Raw genomic sequence first — 17,291 nt, forward strand, 5'->3', positions numbered from 1 at the left:
CGATGGTCGGATTATATGCATCGTTTTGTATCGCCGTAATTATTGCATTTACAGGCGGTCGTCCAGGGATGATTTCAGCTGCAACAGGTGCGATGGCACTGCTCATGGTTCCTTTGGTGAAAGAGTATGGACTTGATTACTTACTCGCCGCAACCATATTAACGGGTATCATCCAAATCTTATTTGGAATTTTCAAAGTAGCAAAAGTGATGCAATTTGTTTCTAGAGCCGTCATGATCGGCTTTGTAAACTCACTGGCGATTTTGATTTTCATGGCTCAAGTGCCACACTTTATCGGGATAAATAACTTAACGTATGTATTTGTTGCGATTACGTTGTTGATTGTGTACTTGTTGCCAAGATTTATCAAATCCATTCCGGCTCCGTTAATTGCAATTGTGCTCTTAACAGCCGTTGCACTTTATGCTAATTTTGACTTACGAACTGTCGGTGATTTAGGAGCGATTCAACAATCATTACCGTCCTTCTTCATTCCGAATGTTCCATTCACTTTTGAAACACTCATGATTATTTTTCCTTATTCTCTAGCATTAGCGATTGTTGGTTTACTAGAATCATTATTAACCGCTTCAATCGTTGATGATATGACGGATACGGACAGTAACAAAAACAAAGAAGCACGTGGGCAAGGAATTGCGAACGTTGCAACAGGATTCTTCGGTGGAATGGCTGGCTGTGCGATGATTGGTCAGTCGGTCATTAACGTAAAATCAGGTGGTCGCGGCCGCTTATCAACGTTCGTCGCTGGTACATTCTTAATGTTTTTGATCCTCGTTTTAGGTAATTTGGTTGTTCAAATTCCAATGCCTGTTTTAGTAGGGATTATGATTATGGTATCCATTGGAACATTTGATTGGACATCTTTTAAATATTTGAAAAATGCGCCAAAAGCAGATGCAGCCGTTATGGTCGTGACGATGGGAATTGTTGTAGCGACACATGATTTATCTAAAGGAGTCATTGCCGGCGTGCTGCTAAGTGCAGTATTTTTCGTCATCAAGATTTCCAAGATTCAAGTTCAAAAACAAATACTCGAACACTCAACGGTTTATCACGTTACAGGGCAACTGTTTTTCGCCTCTGTCGATAACTTTGTCGACGCAATCGATTTAACAGACCGTGAAAGCAAGATTAAGATTGATTTTTCCCAAGCACACGTATGGGACGATTCAGCTGTCGGAGCAATTGATAAAGTTGTGTTAAAACTAAGTGAGAACGACAACGACGTGACAATTACAGGCTTAAACAAATCAAGCCAAAAGATTGTTAATCAGCTAGCTGTTCAGCGCATGAATACGGAAGTAGTTCAGGAGGGGTAAAGATGTATCGACGAATTTTATTAGCGGTAGATGGTTCGAAGCACTCCGAGCGTGCAACCGAACAAGCAGTAGCAATCGCCTCTTTAATTGAGGATAGCTTGATTGAAGTTGTGCTGGTCGCGGACTTTTCTAAAGCCAAAAATGAAGTACTCCATTCACAAGGCAAAGAAGAACTTGAAGTATCACGACGAAAAAAGTTAATAGACATCGAAAAAATCATTCAAGAGAAAAACGTTAACTATGAAGTAAACATTCTTCATGGCGAACCTGGTCCAACAATTGTTTCCTATGCCAATGACCAACAATTTGATTTGTTGGTGATCGGAAGCCGGGGATTGAATACACTTCAAGAAATGGTGCTAGGTAGCGTCAGCCATAAAGTCGTCAAACGAGCGAATTGCCCTGTGTTAGTCGTTAAGTAGAATCGTGAAATTTTTATGTCAATTTACTGTTTTTTGTATGGAAAATATTGAGTTCAGTCTATAATGAAGCTAACAAAATTGTGTAAGGAGTGAACTTCATGCGATTGAAAGTTCTCTATATAACGTTATTGTCATTATTTTTGTTGGCTTCATGTAATACATCCGATGACACTTCTACTGCTGACCAAGCGGATGTAAAAGAGATGGTCAATGAGTATAGTGCTGGTAATTTCGGTGATGAACAAGCTTCTATTACATCCACCGAATTGATCATTCAAGAAAACAACGAAGAAAAACGATATGAATTACCGGAAGATGAGTTCTTCGTCTCGATTGCTCCATTCATCAATCAAACACATCCATGTGGTAACCACAGTCTGACAGGCTGCCAAGGTGAACTGGCAAATGAAGAATTTGAGATTACCATTACGGATGTTGACGGCAATGTCGTATTTGATGAAAAGCGTAATTCTGGAAAGAACGGGTTCGTTGATTTATGGCTTCCAAGAGATCAAACGTATCAAGTTTTAGCCAAGCATGATGGAAAAACGGTTGAATCTGAAATCTCTACTTTTGAAGATGACGGTACATGTATTACTACCATGCAATTGCAGTAAATTTTCATGATGTTTTCATTTACCGAACTATCGGGTATAGTAAAATAGCTAGTCATAAAATAAAACCGTAGACGCGTTCCCACGTCTACGGTACAACAGTCGAACTCCATCAAGAGGAGACGGCGCTATAGGTTACAAAATAACCCCTTTGCCGGTCAAAGCATATGAGGGGTTATTTTTGTGGTCGGACATTATAAACGCGATTAACATCCCGAAGGAAATCATAAGCGTTAATGCACTTGCAATGTCTATAGGCGTCACCTCCCTTCCTCGGAAAAATCCAAAGAAGGTCATTCTGTAACGCCACCCCTCATATCGTTCGTCGATCTGTTGTTGCTAACAGTATAACAGAATGCGAACTATTGTTCTATTATATTTTCTTATTTTTTCGTCCATTGACTATGAACTTCAACACCTGCATCCACCAACAAATTGTGTAATGGGCATCTTTTTTCTACGGTTTCTTTCAACAACGCCAAAGCTTCTTCGGATTCTTCCGTCTCCACTTCTACTTGAATCGTAACCGTTTGAAAATACGTTTGTATACCCTCTACTCCTTTAAAACCTCTTGGATCCAAGCTGCCATTCGTATCAAAATCCAGTCCCGTGTAAGTAAAGTTCAAGTCTTTTGCAGCGTATGAAGCCATAATGGAAGTACATGCTGAATAAGCACCTAGGAAATACTCCAACGGATTTGGACCTGCGTTCGTTCCACCTAAACGTTCTGGCTCATCTACGAAAAATGGTGCCAAATCTCTTACATTAACCTTGTTTTTTAACCCTTCTTCCATTTTTCCATTTACACTTAATGTTGCTAACTGAGGTTTTGTCATTTTATAATCTCCTTTGTTTATCTTAATTGATCATTGAAAACAAATCTTACCGCAGACAAACTTAATCGCAAATAATTTTTAACTGTTGTAATTGCTTCATATTTTTCACTCCAGATAACATCATAGAACTACTGAAGTCTTGAAGAAAATTAGCTAAAAACTGACTAACACCCTTTTCACCATTGATGGCTAAACTATATACATAAGGTCGACCAATCAACACAGCATCTGCACCGAGCGCTAACGCTTTCAGTGCGTCACTTCCTCTTCGAATACCACTATCGAATAACACAGGAATCTTTCCATTTACGACTTTCGCAATTTCAGATAAGGCATCGATACTTGAAATCACACCATCCAACTGTCGACCGCCATGATTGGAAACAATCAATCCATCGACACCAAGATTCACCGCCCGCTGTGCGTCTTCCGGATGTAAAACACCTTTCAAAAGAATTGGTAAGCTCGTTTTTTCCTTCAACTTACTAATATGTGACCAGTTCAAAGCTGGATAGTTAATATTTTTAATGATTCCATCGACGATCGCGCTGTTATTTACCTCTTCAACCGTAGATAGAAAAACATCGTCAGATTCAAAATTTCCTTGACCATAACCATCGGCCAACGGTGAATACCCGTAAGACAGATCTTTTTCTCGAAATCCTAGCGTAACGGTATCAATTGTCACGACAATCGCTTCGTAACCTGCCTTTTCTGCTCGTTTCACAAAACTAAAAGAAATATCTTCAAGCGACGTCCAATACAATTGAAACCATTTTGGTGCACCACTTGATTGCCCCACCTCTTCAATTGAAAAACTAGAGACGGTACTTTGGATAAATGGGATATTATATTTTGAAGCCGCACGTGTCACAGCAAGATCCCCTTGGTCATCAGCTAGCTTAAGAACCCCAACCGGGGCTAAAATGAATGGTGTGGGATAGTTTCTTTCGAATAACGATATGCTCGTATCTACCTCTGAAACGTCATTCAATAACTTAGGAACAATAGAATACTTTTGGAATGCATCTTTATTTTTTCTTGCAGTTTCTTCTGCACCGGCACCAGATGATATATAACTAAACGCTTGTGGAGAAAGTATGTCTCTGGCTGCTTTCTCGATTTCCTCATAGCCAACCGGTAATAGACTCTCTTCAATCGATTGAACGATGTAATCATTGCTTTTGTATGTAGAAATGATTGCTCACCCCCGTTAACGTAATAACCTTCATTGCTACTAGTTTATCACTCAAGGTATAACAACGCCTAGTGAATAATAGGAATCCCTTCGGACTAAGCAATGTTCAAGCTAATTTCACATAGTGGAAAATATTTTTATGATATAATAAATTTAGAAAAAGATTTGTGTAAATGATTGGGAGATTTGTATGAAAAACGTAACGATTCAAAGTAGCAGGGACTCATCTTCATTGGTCAGTCTGCTCATCGATATAAAAAATTTATTAAAAGGAAAAGTGTTAATCGCGAATGTTTTTCCAGTATTTACAGCTTTCTGGTTAGCGCTTTATTTCCAAGGCGAGCAATTCAGCGGTCATATCGGATTATTCTTTTTAACGTTGATTGGTAGTACACTCGTCATATCCGGGGCGTTAATGCTAAATAACTGGTTTGAGGTAGATCTTGATCAAAATATGGATCGTACACAAGAACGGCCAACGGTCTCAGGGAACTTCTCTTTAAGAGCTGTTTTATTAGCTGGGATTGTTACAACGATTGTTGGATTGGCTATCATGTTTTTCACTACGAATGAAGCCTTGCTCTATTCCTTTTTAGGCTGGTTCGTTTATGTGGTACTCTACACCTTTTGGTCAAAACGAAAGTATGCCTGGAATACACTGATCGGAAGCGTTTCTGGAGCCTTCACCCCATTGATCGGATGGGCTGCCATCGCACCTGCGAATCACGTTGTTCCAATTACATTGTTCGTGATTTTACTCATTTGGCAAGTTCCACATACGTTAGCCATCACAATTAGACGATTGGAAGATTACACGCGAGCAGGTGTACCGATGTTACCGGTTGTCCGCGGTGTACAAGTCGCGATGATGCACCATTTGATTTACGTCATTGCCTTACTCCCTCTACCGTTCTTATTGATTAAACCGTTAGGCTGGATTTTCTTTGTGATCGCCATCCTTCTAACAATTAGTTGGATGATTCATGCGGTGAAAGGGTTCCAAGCAAAAGATCAAAAGAAATGGGCGCAAACGAGTTTACGCTTTTCATTGATTTATCTAATTTTGCTATTCCTTTTGATGGTTATCCTAACCATTTAACTGTTTCATCAAAAAATGACCTCGTTTTCAATTCGAGGTCATTTTTATTTGAAATTTAGTCATCTATTCTGTTCGGAGTATTTTTTCCATCGCTTTTCCCTTTGCCAACTCGTCAATGAGTTTATCCAAATAACGGATTTCCTGCATTGTCTGCTCTTCAATATCTTCTACTCGAACGCCACAGATGACCCCTTTAATTAGCTTTCTTGAGGAATTTAATTGTGGAGCTTCCGCAAAAAACGTTTCAAAATCTACCTTGTTTTCTAATTGTTGATCAAGCTCTGCTTGTGAATACCCGGTTAACCAGCGGATAATTTCATCGACTTCTTTTTTCGTACGATCCTTCTTTTCCGCCTTCGTGACATAATGCGGATAGACACTTGCGAAGCTCATTGTATATATTTTATGTTTATCCATTATAAAAATCCTCTCCTTGGTCAATTCAAATAGATTATATAACTTTCTTTCACTTTTTTCTCTCCAACAACGCCACACACTCCACGTGATTCGTCTGTGGAAACATGTCAACTGGTTGTATTTCCTTGACCTGATACCCATTTTTCACTAAATACTTCATATCCCGTGCTTGTGTTTCTGGATTACAAGATACATATACAACGCGCTTTGGTTGTAGCTTAATCACACTTGATAAAAATGCTTCATCGCTTCCACTTCTCGGAGGATCCAAAATAACAACATCTGCTTGTTCGCCGCGGGTTGCCATTTGAACCATGAATTTACCTGCGTCACCTTGATAAAATCTGGCATTCTTCACCCCGTTGCGTTTCGAGTTTTGAATGGCATCACGAACCGCACCTTTATTCAGTTCCACACCAATGACTTTGCCTGCTTTTTCGCTTGCAACCAATCCAATTGTACCGATCCCACAATAAGCATCGATGACCGTTTCTTTTCTAGTAAGATTAGCCATTTCAATGGCTTTTGCATATAGTTTTTCCGTTTGAACAGGATTGATTTGATAGAATGATGTCGCTGAAATTTCGAATTGCAAACCACAAAGTGTGTCTTTGATTGTGCCTTTGCCGAAAAGAACTTTTTCTTGATCGCCAAGGATCATGCTGTCCGATCTAGTATTTACGTTCAATAAGATTGTCGAAATCTCTGGGTGTGCTTCTCTTAGCGCTTTCACAAAATTTTTCTGGCCCTTAAATATTGGGGAAGCTGCAACGATGACAACCATGATTTCACCACTATTTTTACCAACTCTCACAAGCACGTGGCGCAAAAATCCTCGGTCTGAATCTTCGTCATATGGCTGCATTTTAAAGGATTTCATCATTCCTTTAATCGTTTGGATAATCTCATCGGCTTTCGGGTCATGAATAATTGAGCGCTCCATCGGTATGATGCGATGGGAATTCGGCGCATATAAACCTGTGACGACTTCCTTCTTTTTATTCAAGCCAAATGTCATCGTGTTTTTATTACGATAATCATAAGGATGCTCCATCGTAATAATTGGTTTTGGCTTACCGAACGGCTTCATTAAATCTTCCACGACATTCTGCTTGAAGCGAGCCTGGGCCTTGTCTGTCATGTGGTGAATTTGACATCCTGCACTCTGCGCATAATAGGAAGTTGGTGAACCCACGCGGTCTTTCGATGGCGTAATAATTCGCTTGAGTTCCGTCTTTGGAAATCGTCCCTTTTGTGAAATGAGTACTTCTGCTTTCTCACCTGGCAAGAAGTTTTCTACAGTAAGAGACTTCCCTTCCCACTCAAAAATCCCCTGCCCCTCATGTGTTAAGCCTGTGCAAGTGACTTCTACAATCGTTTTTTTCTTTGATTTGGGCTGGTTCTTATGCTGAGGTTTTGAGTTATTTGGTTTTTGATGTGTCTTTTGATTGACTGGCTTTTTTGTCGAGCTCCATTTATTTTTCTTTCCTTTATTTCTATTGTTCTTTTGTTTCATGTAAATTCACGACCTAACTTTCATCTTTATATAATATAATTCGGTAGTTTTCTTCTTAAAAATATTGGAATCGATAAGTACCAAACATTATAACATTTCCCCATGTAATTAACAGGATGAAGCTGTTTCAGATAAACCATGCTGTATTTCTCATGAATGTCATCATTCACCTAATCGACTACTAATCATCGTTTTTATAAGTTTTTAAACCGAAAGTCCAAACGCAACCATGAAGAAATTCATACAGTATATAAAGGACCTTTGCGATAGGTTCTTCTAATTCTTAAAGGAGTTGATACAAATGTCTTGTAGCTACGGTGGAGGATTTACTTTAATTGTCGTTTTGTTCATATTGTTGATTATTGTTGGCGCAAGTGTGTTTAGCTGTGGAGGGTATGGATACTAACTCATTTTACTTACCTCTCAATCTTAAAAGATACAAACTTCACTATGCCCAATCTACGGATATGGTGGACATTTATTTAAAGATATGGATGAGGAGGCCTGATTGTAAAAGGTCTTCTCTTATTCGTCTTACATAAAAAGATAATTTTTATAGGTATCTAAACATACACAACGACACTTTCTTGCATATATTGTCATATAAAAGGTGAGGTCATGGCGAGAGGAGATGAAATATAATCATGAATCGCTATAGGAGAGGATTATCTCCACGGTTTTGTATATTTCCGGGATACAATTGGTGCGGACCAGGATGTCATGGGCCAGAACCTCCAATTAATGCTGTAGATGCTGCCTGCAAAGCTCATGATGAATGTTACGACAAATATGGTCCATCATGTGGTTGTGATCGTGAGTTTCTTTATCGGTTAAGTCATTTAATGAATCCGCACACTGAGGAAGGGCGCCGTGCGAGATTAATGTATAACTATATGAAGATGCAAACATTTTTTACTTGTGGGTTTTATTAAAATGAGTAGAAACAAGGCACTGAGCATACCATGTGTTAGATACGCTTAAGTCAATATCTCTTCAATAGTGGAGGGATATTTTTTCATAAGCCTAAAAAATCCCCCGAACAATCTGTCCGAGGGGCATAATAATCCACTGAATATGAATTTGTTATTAACCTAAGCCTTTTTCACAATCTCCGTCACAGTTTCAATATGACTACTCTGCGGAAACATGTCGACTGGCTGAATTTGTTTAGCTTCATACCCTGCTTCATCTAATACTTTTAAATCACGTGCCAATGTTGATGGGTTACAGGAGACGTAGACGATACGATCTGGGTTCATTCCGACCATTGCGTCCAGCAGTTCTTCGTCGCACCCTTTTCTTGGTGGATCGACAACAATCACATCAGGTCTCAATCCTTGTGCGTGCCACCAAGGCATGACTTTTTCGGCTTGTCCGACGTAAAATTCGGTGTTGGTCAATCGGTTGTGCTTCGCATTATCTTTCGCGTTATCAATTGCTTGGCGGACAACCTCGACACCATAAACCTTTTTGGCATGTTGAGCGAGGAACAAAGATATGGTTCCAATACCGCAATAAGCATCGATTACCGTTTCATTACCACTTAACTGCGCATACTCTAACGTTTTCGCGTACAGCTTTTCCGTTTGTAGTGGATTAATTTGATAGAACGAATGTGCACCGATATTAAATTCTAAGTCATCTATTCGATCGGTAATCGTATCACTACCCCAAACTGTCTTTGACTCTGGACCCATAATCACATTCGTTTTCTTCGTGTTAATATTATGAATGATACTTTTCACATCCGGGTCGATGGCTTGAATTTTTTCAATAAGCTGTTCCTTTTTAGGAAGTTCTTTCGTGTTGGTCACGAGTATGACCATCATTTCGTTTGTATGTTGTCCTGTTCGCACAATGACATGACGAATAACTCCTCGGTGGGTGTCCTCGTCATATGGTTCGATATGGAGCTCTTCGAAAAGATTCGCCATTTCTTGGATTAATTTATCATTTTGCGGGTGTTGAACCGGGCATGAGTCCATGTCGATGATATTATGGGATCGTTTTTGGTAGAAGCCTGTGATGACTTTTCCTTCCAGTTTACCGACTGGAATTGATACTTTGTTGCGGTAATCCCATGGGTTTTCCATGCCAATTGTTGGGTGGACAGGGACATCAGGCAAATGAGCAATTTTTCGCATCACGTCTTTTACTTGTTTTTGTTTCATTTCAAGCTGGCGTTCGTATGTCATATGTTGTAGCTGACATCCGCCACATTGAAAGAAGATATCACATGGCGGTGTCGTCCGATGTTCACTTTCCTCATATAGTTCGATCAATTTGCCGAAACCGAAGTTTTTCCGTGTTTTCACGACTTTAACCTTCGCTTTTTCACCCGGTAATCCGTATGGAATAAACAAAGGATAGCCATCTACTTTCGCAACGCCGTCTCCTTCGTGTGTTAGATCTTCGAATGTAACATCGATATATTGATTTTTTTCTACAGGTGCTTTTGCCATATTTCATTCCGTCCTTTATGTGTTGGTGGTTTCATTATATAGGAAGTACCTCTTTTTTCCCAAACCTAAGTTAAAACCGATCGCTTTGTTACAATCTTTCTTAAAATGAAACAATTACTTAACGATTATGTAATTCCAATTGCTTGCTAACTAATGTATAATGTATATAAACAATTCAGAAAATTTTAAGGCATAATGATTTGCGCATGATTATTCGACAAAATTGTAAATGAGTAAGGAGGAGATCTCATGTACATAGTTGCTAGAAACGTTAATGGAAGAACAGAATACTTAAAAGATTCAAGTAGTACGTCGAACAAGACATTTGATGATTTCTCTATTGCAGAAAACTTCGTAAAAAAGTTAAATACGCATACGCAATCAGACAAAAAGTGGTATGTCATGGAATTGGAAGATGAACATCAAGATGAAATCTTGCCTAAGTAAAGTAAAATAAAGTAGTTCAAGAAAGGTGTTAATGTTAATCAAAATCCCTCCTTGAACTACTTTTTAATTTTCGCTCACTATTCGCTTTCTCCAAAATGTTCCTCTGGTACGAAAAATTCTATATGCTTGTGAAGATTCGTGAACGTACCCGGAAGCTTTCCTCCGTATTCACCATCAATATTCAACAGCAATTCATCTCGCGGTTCAACAACGATTTCTTTTGCATGAGTATATATGACTTTATCGTCATCAATATGTTGTCCCCTCAACGCTTTGTTTGCCAATAACAGAAACTCAGCTAAGTTTGTTTTCTTCAAAATTAGCAGATCGAAATATCCATCGTTCATGACAGCATTGGGTGCAAGTCTTTCAAAACCACCGATTGAATTCGTATTCGCAACTAGAAAAAGCATGATTTCCTCTTCACATACATTTCCGTCATATTCGATTTTGACATACGCCGGGCGTATAGAAGGTAACATCTCGACTCCCTTTAAGTAATACGCAAGCTGGCCTAACAACGCTTTTTGCTTGCTGGAAGTTTCATACGTTAATTCTGTCAGTCTCCCACCGCCGGCGATGTTCATGAAATGTTTGTCGTTCACTTTCCCGATATCAAGCTTTTTTGAGTAACCTTTCAAAATCAGCTCAGTCGCTTTTCTTGGATCTCGAGGTAGCTTTAACGCTCTGGCAAAATCATTTGTTGTCCCCATTGGCAATATGCCGAGTTTCGGCCGGTAAGGTTGGTCCGCATAACCATGAATCACTTCATTCAGCGTACCATCTCCTCCAGCTGCCACGACGAGATCATACTGTCGTTCACAAGCGGTTTGTGCAGCTAATGTAGCATCACCTTCACCTGTTGTGGCATGCGCTGATGTTTCATAGCCTGCCTTTTCCAACATTTCCAAGACATCAGGTAAATACTTTCGCATGCCTTCTTTACCTGATGTCGGATTATAAATTACTCGAGCACGTTTCATCGTCTCACCTTCGTTCAGCTTGTACTCTTTCGTCGTTGCACATCGTTGTTGTTGGATTATATTCTTTTTATCGTTTGTCTATTTCTTCTTTTAAAATTTTGTTGACCATTGGTGGATTCGCTTGACCTTTTGTTTTCTTCATCACTTGACCGACTAGGAAACCAAGGGCACGGTCTTTACCGTTTTTATAGTCAACGATTGATTGTTCGTTTTCATTTAAGATTTCTGTAATGATTTCACGCAACTGATTTTCATCAGAGATTTGAACGAGTCCTTTTTCTTTGACGATCTTCTCTGGGTCGCCGCCTTGCTTCATCAGTTCTGTAATGACTTTTTTCGCAAGTTTACTAGATAGCGTTCCTTCGTCGATTAATTTCGTCATTTTTGCCAAGCTCTCTGGAGTAACTTTCAAATCACTTAATTCCAGTTGTTGCTTGTTCATATGCGCAGAAATATCTCCCATCAACCAGTTGGTTGCTTGTTTCGCATCAGCACCGTGCTTGACGGTTTCCTCAAAGAAATCAGACATTTCTTTCGTTGACGTTAAAACTTCTGCGTCATATTGATCAAGGCCTAGCTCTTCGACATAACGTTTCTTACGGGCTTCTGGCAGCTCAGGGATAGACTGGCGTACTTGTTCCTTCCACTCATCACTAATATAAAGTGGCACTAAGTCTGGCTCAGGGAAGTAACGATAATCGTCCGATCCTTCCTTGATCCGCATGAGAACTGTCTCTTTTGTTTTCTCATCATAGCGACGTGTTTCTTGAAGGATTTCTCCTCCCATGCGAAGTACTTTTTCCTGACGTTTTTGTTCGAATTCAAGTCCTTGGCGAACAAAGTTAAAGGAGTTCAAGTTTTTCAGTTCTGTTTTCATCCCGAATTCTTCTTGTCCGACCGGGCGCAAGGAAAGGTTCGCATCACAACGAAGGGAGCCTTCCTGCATTTTCACGTCTGAAACACCGGTGAACTGGATAATATTGCGCAGTTTTTCTAAGTAAGCATATGCTTCATCAGGTGTGCGGATATCTGGCTCAGAAACAATTTCAATGAGTGGTGTTCCTTGACGGTTGTAATCCACATAAGAATAACCGTCATCACCGTGTGTTAATTTCCCAGCATCTTCTTCCATATGCAAACGAGTTATCCCGATTTTTTTCTTCTTGCCGTCGACTTCTATTTCAATCCAACCATTTTCACCAATCGGTTGATCAAATTGAGAGATTTGATAAGCTTTCGGGTTGTCTGGATAGAAATAGTTTTTTCGATCAAATTTTGTATCTGTTGCAATATCACAGTTTAGCGCCATCGCAGCTCGCATCGCAAAATTGACGGCTTCTTTATTTAACACCGGCAATACGCCTGGATAGCCTAAGTCAATTGGATTGACGTTAGAGTTCGGTTCGTCACCAAAAGCATTTGGACTCGGGCTGAAAATTTTTGATTTTGTCTTAAGTTCGACGTGTACTTCGAGCCCTATGACTGTTTCAAAGTTCATTAGTTGACACCCCCAATTGCTGGCTTCTGTTTATAGTGCATTGTTTGTTGCTCATACGCATGCGCAACACGATAGACATTGCCTTCGTCAAAGTGTTTTCCAATGATTTGCAGTCCAATTGGCATGTCGTTATCCGAATGGAAGCCACAAGGAATGGAAATCGCTGGTACACCGGCTAAGTTGACTGGAATTGTCAAAATATCATTTGCATACATGGTGAGTGGGTCGTCGATTTGTTCACCGATTTTGAACGCTGTTGTCGGTGAAGTTGGTCCAACGATGACATCGTAGTTTTCGAAAACTTTTTCAAAGTCCTCTGTGATTAAACGGCGAACTTGCTGTGCTTTTTTATAATATGCATCATAATAGCCTGAGCTTAATGCGAACGTTCCTAACATAATCCGACGCTTCACCTCATCACCGAAACCTTTACTTCTCGATTGTTTGTATAATTCAATCAAGTTGTCTGCATTTTCAGCGCGTTTTCCGTAACGAATCCCGTCAAAACGAGCGAGATTAGCAGAAGCTTCAGAGGAAGCAAGCATGTAGTACGTTGCAATTGCGTATTTTGAGTGTGGTAAAGAAACTTCATCCACTTCAGCACCGAGCTCTTTTAATGTATCAATCGCTTGATTAATTTTATTGGCAACCTCTTCGTCGACGCCTTCTTGGAGATATTCTTTTGGTACAGCGACTTTTAATCCTTTAATATCACCAGTTAATGCTTCCTGGAAATTTGGAACGTCTATGTTTGCACTCGTAGGATCCATCTCGTCTACACCTGAAATGACTTCAAGAATTCGAGCATTATCTTCAACGGTTCTTGTCAATGGACCGACTTGATCGAGTGATGAAGCGAATGCGACCAATCCAAAGCGTGAAACTCGTCCATAAGTAGGTTTCATACCGACTACACCGCAGTAGGATGCTGGTTGACGAACAGAACCGCCTGTATCAGAACCTAATGCAAATGGTACTTGGCCGGCTGCTACAGCTGCTGCTGAACCACCGCTTGATCCTCCTGGTACATAGTCTTTATTCCAAGGATTTGTCGTTTTTTTGTAAGCTGAATTTTCAGTTGAAGAACCCATTGCGAATTCATCCATATTCAATTTACCGATATTGATGGCATTCGCATTTTTGAGCTTCGTAATAACGGTTGCATCATATAATGGGTCTTCGAAATTACTGAGAAATTCACTTGCACAAGTCGTCTTTAAATCTTTCGTCATAATATTATCTTTGATACCGATTGGCATACCAAACAATAGGAATTGATCAGCGTCGATTCCTTCTTCGTCCAATTGCTTCGCTTGTTCCAATGCAGCTTCTTTATTTAATGTCAAAAATGCATTTACTTGGTCATCGGTTTCTTCAATTCGGTCAAAGCATGCTTGTGTTAATTCAGTTACCGTAATTTCTTTGTTGCTTAATTTTTCCTGTAGCTCTTTTATTGTTAAATCTAATAAAGACACCTGGTTCCCTCCTTATTCCAAAATTGATGGCACACGGAATTGACCATCTGCTTTGTCTGGTGCGTTTTTTAATGCTTCTTCTTTTGTAATCCAATCTTTTGGTTCATCTTCACGGAATACGTTTTTCATATCTAGTACATGCGTCATTGGTTTGACGTTACTTGTATCTACCTCACTCAATTGCTCGGAGAAATTAATGATGGAGCTTAATTGCTCACTATATTTTTCCGCTTCCTCATCTGTAATCGCAAGTCTTGCCAAATTAGCGACATGCTTCACATCTTCAGTTGAAATCTTTTTAGACATTCTGGCACCTCCAATTATTCCATCCATCTATATGTAACATTATGAATCAAAAATAACCTTACAATACTCTCTATCATAGCAAAATAACCATTTGCATGGCAACGATTACTATACGTTAAGAACCCTTAAATAAATTGGGTCCAAGATGGTGACTCAGGGGATTGTATGGCTCTCTTGTTTTAGCTAGCAAGATTTGTGGATGGGCCCTCGACTTCCTCTTGAAATATCTTTCTATACAAAATAATAAGATTAGACTGACAAATTTATTTATTTCCTTTATAATACTTAGTATCACGAAATAGTTTAGAGGAGGAATTACATGGCACAACGTAAGAAGCGTTCAGAAGTTCCTGTTGAACAAACATGGAACTTAGAGGATTTATTCTCGACTCCTGCTGATTGGGAAGAAGCGAGAATGGAATTGGAGGATGAGTTGCCGACGGTTACGCAATATGAAGGGCGACTGCACGAAGGTGCCGACGTTTTGTATGATTGCCTCGAAGCTCAAACGGCGTTGATCGAAAAAGCAACACTCGTGGCTACATATGCAAACCTACGAAGTTCAGAAGATGGAACGAATGCAGAGAATCAAGCGAATTCTGCCAAAGTTTCAAGTACACTTGCCAAAGTTGGTGCTGCTTTATCTTTTGTGAATTCAGAGATTTTGGCATTACCTGAAGGTACCATTGAAAAGTATCTCAATGAAAATGATCACTTAACTGACTATCAATTGGTTTTACAAGACTTATTGGAAGAAAAACCATATACTTTATCTGCTGAAACGGAAAAAGTATTAGCTTCACTCGGACAAGTAACTGATGCACCTTATATGATTTATCAGCGGAGCAAATCTTCGGACATGGATTTCAAAGATTTTGAACACGATGGTGAGACATATGCGAATTCATTTGCTTTGTTTGAAGATGAATATGAACTTTCACCTCAGACGGCGATTCGTCATAAAGCCTACGAATCGTTCGTTGAAACATTAAAAAACTATCAAAATACATTTGCTGCTACGTATTCTACAGAAGTGACAAAGCAAGTTACGCTAGCAAAAGTTCGCGGCTATGAAAACGTCACGCAAATGTTGTTACAGCCTCAAAAAGTAACAGAAGAAATGTATCATAATCAGCTAGATGTCATTCAAAAAGAATTGGCACCACATATGCAACGTTATGCTAAGCTGAAAAAACGTGTCCTCGGTTTAGAGAAGATGTCTTTTGTCGACTTAAAAGCTCCATTGGACCCAGATTTTAACCCACAATCTTCTTATGAAGAAGTGTGCGACACCATTCTTCATGCATTGCAAGTGATGGGGCCTGAATATACGGACGCGATGAAAAAAGCAATGACTGAGCGTTGGGTCGATTATGCTGATAACGTCGGAAAATCAACAGGTGCATTTTGTTCGAGTCCATATGGCTCCCATCCTTATATCTTACTGACGTTTACCGGTAACATGCGTGGCGGATTTATATTGGCACACGAACTAGGACACGCAGGACATTTTTATTTCGCAAATCAAAATCAGCGAATTTTTAATACACGCCCATCCACTTATTTCATTGAAGCACCTTCTACCTTAAACGAGTTGCTTCTAGCCGATCACCTATTAGAAAATACTGATGACCCACGGATGCGTCGTTGGATTATTTTGCAACTGCTTGGTACGTATTACCATAACTTCGTGACTCATTTGCTCGAAGGAGAATATCAACGCCGGGTTTATTCTTTGGCCGAGCAGGGCATTCCGTTAACCGCTCATACGTTATCTGATCAGAAAGGTAAAGCGTTGAAAAACTTCTGGGGAGATACTGTCGAAATTGATGAAGGAGCAAAGCTCACTTGGATGCGCCAGCCACATTATTATATGGGTCTTTATCCGTATACGTATTCAGCTGGGCTCACCGCTTCAACTGCCGTACATCAGTTGTTTAAAGAAGAAGGTCAGCCGGCGATTGATCGTTGGATGGAAGTTTTAAAAATGGGCGGAACGAAAACGCCTCTTGAATTAATGAAATACGCAGGTGTCGATATGTCTACACCAGACGCTGTGAAAAAAGCTGTTGCATATGTCGGTTCACTCGTTGACGAACTTGAAAAAAGCTATGAATAAATTTAGAGAAAGACAGAACTTCAAGGTTAGTTGAGGTTCTGTCTTTCTTTATGCCAGATGAGTGCCTTTTGCTCAAGTTCTTTGATGAGATTCTCTTTACCTTTTATATAAGACACCATATCTGTAGGGAATTTTTTTGCTAGATTCACTTTTAATAAACCATATCGTCCACGCTCAGTCGGATGTGACCTTAAATAATCTCGAAAGACCAAATGACGATGAATGTGAGAACTGCCTTCTTGAAAAATATGTACGTGATGCGTTCGGTTCTCTTTAGCTTTCGGAAAGTACCTTCTACCCGGGATGCCAAATTCTCCTTTCGGTAGATAACCAAGCTCTTTCATCTTTTCATTTACTGCGTCTATTTTTTCGATTGATTTCACAACAGGCATCATGTCGATGATCGGCTTGGCACTCAACCCTGGAATTGACGTACTGCCGATGTGGTGAATTTCTAGCAACTCCACTCCAAAAACGTTCTTTAGTCGTTCCGCTTCTTCCTGAAATAGAATAGGCCATTTTTCATTATAGGCCGTCACTTCGACTTTTCGCATAATGT

The 17,291-nt window shown here is 39.7% G+C and carries 18 protein-coding genes; 8 read left to right on the plus strand and 10 right to left on the minus strand.

Annotation, left to right across the window (positions count from 1 at the left end; all coding sequences use genetic code 11):
- The 3 genes from KC820_RS07670 to KC820_RS07680 form a co-directional block, all read left to right on the plus strand.
- The coding region (locus KC820_RS07670) for a SulP family inorganic anion transporter (RefSeq protein WP_212369989.1) at nucleotides 1-1,340 on the plus strand (1,340 nt) is incomplete at its 5' end.
- Between the two features lie 2 nt (nucleotides 1,341-1,342).
- Complete coding sequence (locus KC820_RS07675) at nucleotides 1,343-1,762, plus strand: universal stress protein (protein ID WP_212369991.1); 420 nt, start codon at nucleotides 1,343-1,345, stop codon at nucleotides 1,760-1,762.
- A gap of 98 nt (nucleotides 1,763-1,860) precedes the next feature.
- Nucleotides 1,861-2,379, plus strand: a complete 519-nt coding sequence (locus KC820_RS07680) for a CueP family metal-binding protein (protein ID WP_144089454.1) — start codon at nucleotides 1,861-1,863, stop codon at nucleotides 2,377-2,379.
- A gap of 380 nt (nucleotides 2,380-2,759) precedes the next feature.
- On the opposite strand, the gene KC820_RS07685 is transcribed toward KC820_RS07680, so the two are convergent.
- Together KC820_RS07685 and KC820_RS07690 are read right to left on the minus strand one after the other, a co-directional pair.
- The gene (locus KC820_RS07685; protein ID WP_212369993.1) at nucleotides 2,760-3,212 is read right to left on the minus strand and encodes an OsmC family protein; all 453 of its coding nucleotides are present in this window, start codon (nucleotides 3,210-3,212) and stop codon (nucleotides 2,760-2,762) included.
- 61 nt (nucleotides 3,213-3,273) lie between these two features.
- Entirely contained in the window at nucleotides 3,274-4,413 is a 1,140-nt protein-coding gene (locus tag KC820_RS07690; RefSeq protein ID WP_336511035.1) for an alpha-hydroxy-acid oxidizing protein, read from the minus strand.
- A gap of 187 nt (nucleotides 4,414-4,600) precedes the next feature.
- Here KC820_RS07690 and cyoE point away from each other — a divergent pair, with 187 nt between their 5' ends.
- Nucleotides 4,601-5,509: a heme o synthase gene (cyoE, locus tag KC820_RS07695; protein WP_212369996.1), complete on the plus strand. Its 909-nt coding sequence runs from the start codon at nucleotides 4,601-4,603 to the stop codon at nucleotides 5,507-5,509.
- Between the two features lie 63 nt (nucleotides 5,510-5,572).
- On the opposite strand, the gene KC820_RS07700 is transcribed toward cyoE, so the two are convergent.
- Both KC820_RS07700 and rlmD (KC820_RS07705) read right to left on the minus strand, forming a co-directional pair.
- The gene (locus KC820_RS07700) at nucleotides 5,573-5,926 is read right to left on the minus strand and encodes a DUF2200 domain-containing protein (protein ID WP_212369999.1); all 354 of its coding nucleotides are present in this window, start codon (nucleotides 5,924-5,926) and stop codon (nucleotides 5,573-5,575) included.
- A 49-nt stretch (nucleotides 5,927-5,975) separates the two neighbouring features.
- Nucleotides 5,976-7,442, minus strand: a complete 1,467-nt coding sequence (gene rlmD, locus KC820_RS07705) for a 23S rRNA (uracil(1939)-C(5))-methyltransferase RlmD (RefSeq protein WP_212370002.1) — start codon at nucleotides 7,440-7,442, stop codon at nucleotides 5,976-5,978.
- Nucleotides 7,443-7,743: 301 nt separating this feature from the next.
- On the opposite strand from rlmD (KC820_RS07705), the gene KC820_RS07710 reads away from it, so the two are divergent.
- Together KC820_RS07710 and KC820_RS07715 are read left to right on the plus strand one after the other, a co-directional pair.
- Entirely contained in the window at nucleotides 7,744-7,848 is a 105-nt protein-coding gene (locus tag KC820_RS07710; RefSeq protein WP_144089444.1) for a YjcZ family sporulation protein, read from the plus strand.
- A gap of 238 nt (nucleotides 7,849-8,086) precedes the next feature.
- A complete protein-coding gene (locus KC820_RS07715; RefSeq protein WP_212370005.1) occupies nucleotides 8,087-8,374 on the plus strand; it encodes a phospholipase in 288 nt (95 codons plus the stop codon).
- A 159-nt stretch (nucleotides 8,375-8,533) separates the two neighbouring features.
- On the opposite strand, the gene rlmD (KC820_RS07720) is transcribed toward KC820_RS07715, so the two are convergent.
- Complete coding sequence (gene rlmD / locus KC820_RS07720) at nucleotides 8,534-9,904, minus strand: 23S rRNA (uracil(1939)-C(5))-methyltransferase RlmD (RefSeq protein ID WP_212370008.1); 1,371 nt, start codon at nucleotides 9,902-9,904, stop codon at nucleotides 8,534-8,536.
- A 249-nt stretch (nucleotides 9,905-10,153) separates the two neighbouring features.
- Between rlmD (KC820_RS07720) and KC820_RS07725 the strand changes: the two genes are divergently transcribed.
- Nucleotides 10,154-10,351, plus strand: a complete 198-nt coding sequence (locus tag KC820_RS07725; protein ID WP_212370011.1) for a hypothetical protein — start codon at nucleotides 10,154-10,156, stop codon at nucleotides 10,349-10,351.
- Between the two features lie 77 nt (nucleotides 10,352-10,428).
- Here the strand turns inward: KC820_RS07725 and KC820_RS07730 are convergent, their stop codons facing one another.
- The 4 genes from KC820_RS07730 to gatC all read right to left on the minus strand — a co-directional run bounded on the left by KC820_RS07730 (nucleotide 10,429) and on the right by gatC (nucleotide 14,613).
- Complete coding sequence (locus KC820_RS07730; protein ID WP_212370013.1) at nucleotides 10,429-11,334, minus strand: diacylglycerol kinase; 906 nt, start codon at nucleotides 11,332-11,334, stop codon at nucleotides 10,429-10,431.
- A 67-nt stretch (nucleotides 11,335-11,401) separates the two neighbouring features.
- Nucleotides 11,402-12,832: an Asp-tRNA(Asn)/Glu-tRNA(Gln) amidotransferase subunit GatB gene (gatB, locus tag KC820_RS07735; RefSeq protein ID WP_212370016.1), complete on the minus strand. Its 1,431-nt coding sequence runs from the start codon at nucleotides 12,830-12,832 to the stop codon at nucleotides 11,402-11,404.
- Complete coding sequence (gatA, locus tag KC820_RS07740; RefSeq protein WP_212370019.1) at nucleotides 12,832-14,307, minus strand: Asp-tRNA(Asn)/Glu-tRNA(Gln) amidotransferase subunit GatA; 1,476 nt, start codon at nucleotides 14,305-14,307, stop codon at nucleotides 12,832-12,834. Before gatA ends, gatB begins: the two co-directional genes overlap by 1 nt.
- A 12-nt stretch (nucleotides 14,308-14,319) precedes the next feature.
- Nucleotides 14,320-14,613, minus strand: coding sequence for an Asp-tRNA(Asn)/Glu-tRNA(Gln) amidotransferase subunit GatC (gene gatC, locus KC820_RS07745; RefSeq protein ID WP_212370022.1), 294 nt, complete (start codon nucleotides 14,611-14,613; stop codon nucleotides 14,320-14,322).
- A 319-nt stretch (nucleotides 14,614-14,932) separates the two neighbouring features.
- Here gatC and pepF point away from each other — a divergent pair, with 319 nt between their 5' ends.
- Nucleotides 14,933-16,732: an oligoendopeptidase F gene (pepF, locus tag KC820_RS07750; RefSeq protein WP_212370025.1), complete on the plus strand. Its 1,800-nt coding sequence runs from the start codon at nucleotides 14,933-14,935 to the stop codon at nucleotides 16,730-16,732.
- A 26-nt stretch (nucleotides 16,733-16,758) separates the two neighbouring features.
- Here the strand turns inward: pepF and KC820_RS07755 are convergent, their stop codons facing one another.
- Nucleotides 16,759-17,286, minus strand: coding sequence for a GrpB family protein (locus KC820_RS07755; protein WP_212370030.1), 528 nt, complete (start codon nucleotides 17,284-17,286; stop codon nucleotides 16,759-16,761).
- Nucleotides 17,287-17,291: the final 5 nt, after the last annotated feature.

This window comes from Allobacillus saliphilus (genome assembly GCF_018138385.1).
GTDB classification, from domain to species: domain Bacteria; phylum Bacillota; class Bacilli; order Bacillales; family Alkalibacillaceae; genus Allobacillus; species Allobacillus saliphilus.

Excerpts from the sequence above, each read along its gene's own strand:
- KC820_RS07675 (WP_212369991.1), top strand. The coding sequence starts at position 1,343 with ATGTATCGACGAATTTTATTAGCGGTAGATGGTTCGAAGCACTCCGAG.
- KC820_RS07680 (WP_144089454.1), top strand. The coding sequence starts at position 1,861 with ATGCGATTGAAAGTTCTCTATATAACGTTATTGTCATTATTTTTGTTG.
- KC820_RS07685 (WP_212369993.1), bottom strand. The coding sequence starts at position 3,212 with ATGACAAAACCTCAGTTAGCAACATTAAGTGTAAATGGAAAAATGGAA.
- cyoE (WP_212369996.1), top strand. The coding sequence starts at position 4,601 with ATGAAAAACGTAACGATTCAAAGTAGCAGGGACTCATCTTCATTGGTC.
- KC820_RS07700 (WP_212369999.1), bottom strand. The coding sequence starts at position 5,926 with ATGGATAAACATAAAATATATACAATGAGCTTCGCAAGTGTCTATCCG.
- rlmD (WP_212370002.1), bottom strand. The coding sequence starts at position 7,442 with ATGAAACAAAAGAACAATAGAAATAAAGGAAAGAAAAATAAATGGAGC.
- KC820_RS07710 (WP_144089444.1), top strand. The coding sequence starts at position 7,744 with ATGTCTTGTAGCTACGGTGGAGGATTTACTTTAATTGTCGTTTTGTTC.
- KC820_RS07715 (WP_212370005.1), top strand. The coding sequence starts at position 8,087 with ATGAATCGCTATAGGAGAGGATTATCTCCACGGTTTTGTATATTTCCG.
- rlmD (WP_212370008.1), bottom strand. The coding sequence starts at position 9,904 with ATGGCAAAAGCACCTGTAGAAAAAAATCAATATATCGATGTTACATTC.
- KC820_RS07725 (WP_212370011.1), top strand. The coding sequence starts at position 10,154 with ATGTACATAGTTGCTAGAAACGTTAATGGAAGAACAGAATACTTAAAA.
- KC820_RS07730 (WP_212370013.1), bottom strand. The coding sequence starts at position 11,334 with ATGAAACGTGCTCGAGTAATTTATAATCCGACATCAGGTAAAGAAGGC.
- gatB (WP_212370016.1), bottom strand. The coding sequence starts at position 12,832 with ATGAACTTTGAAACAGTCATAGGGCTCGAAGTACACGTCGAACTTAAG.
- gatC (WP_212370022.1), bottom strand. The coding sequence starts at position 14,613 with ATGTCTAAAAAGATTTCAACTGAAGATGTGAAGCATGTCGCTAATTTG.
- pepF (WP_212370025.1), top strand. The coding sequence starts at position 14,933 with ATGGCACAACGTAAGAAGCGTTCAGAAGTTCCTGTTGAACAAACATGG.
- KC820_RS07755 (WP_212370030.1), bottom strand. The coding sequence starts at position 17,286 with ATGCGAAAAGTCGAAGTGACGGCCTATAATGAAAAATGGCCTATTCTA.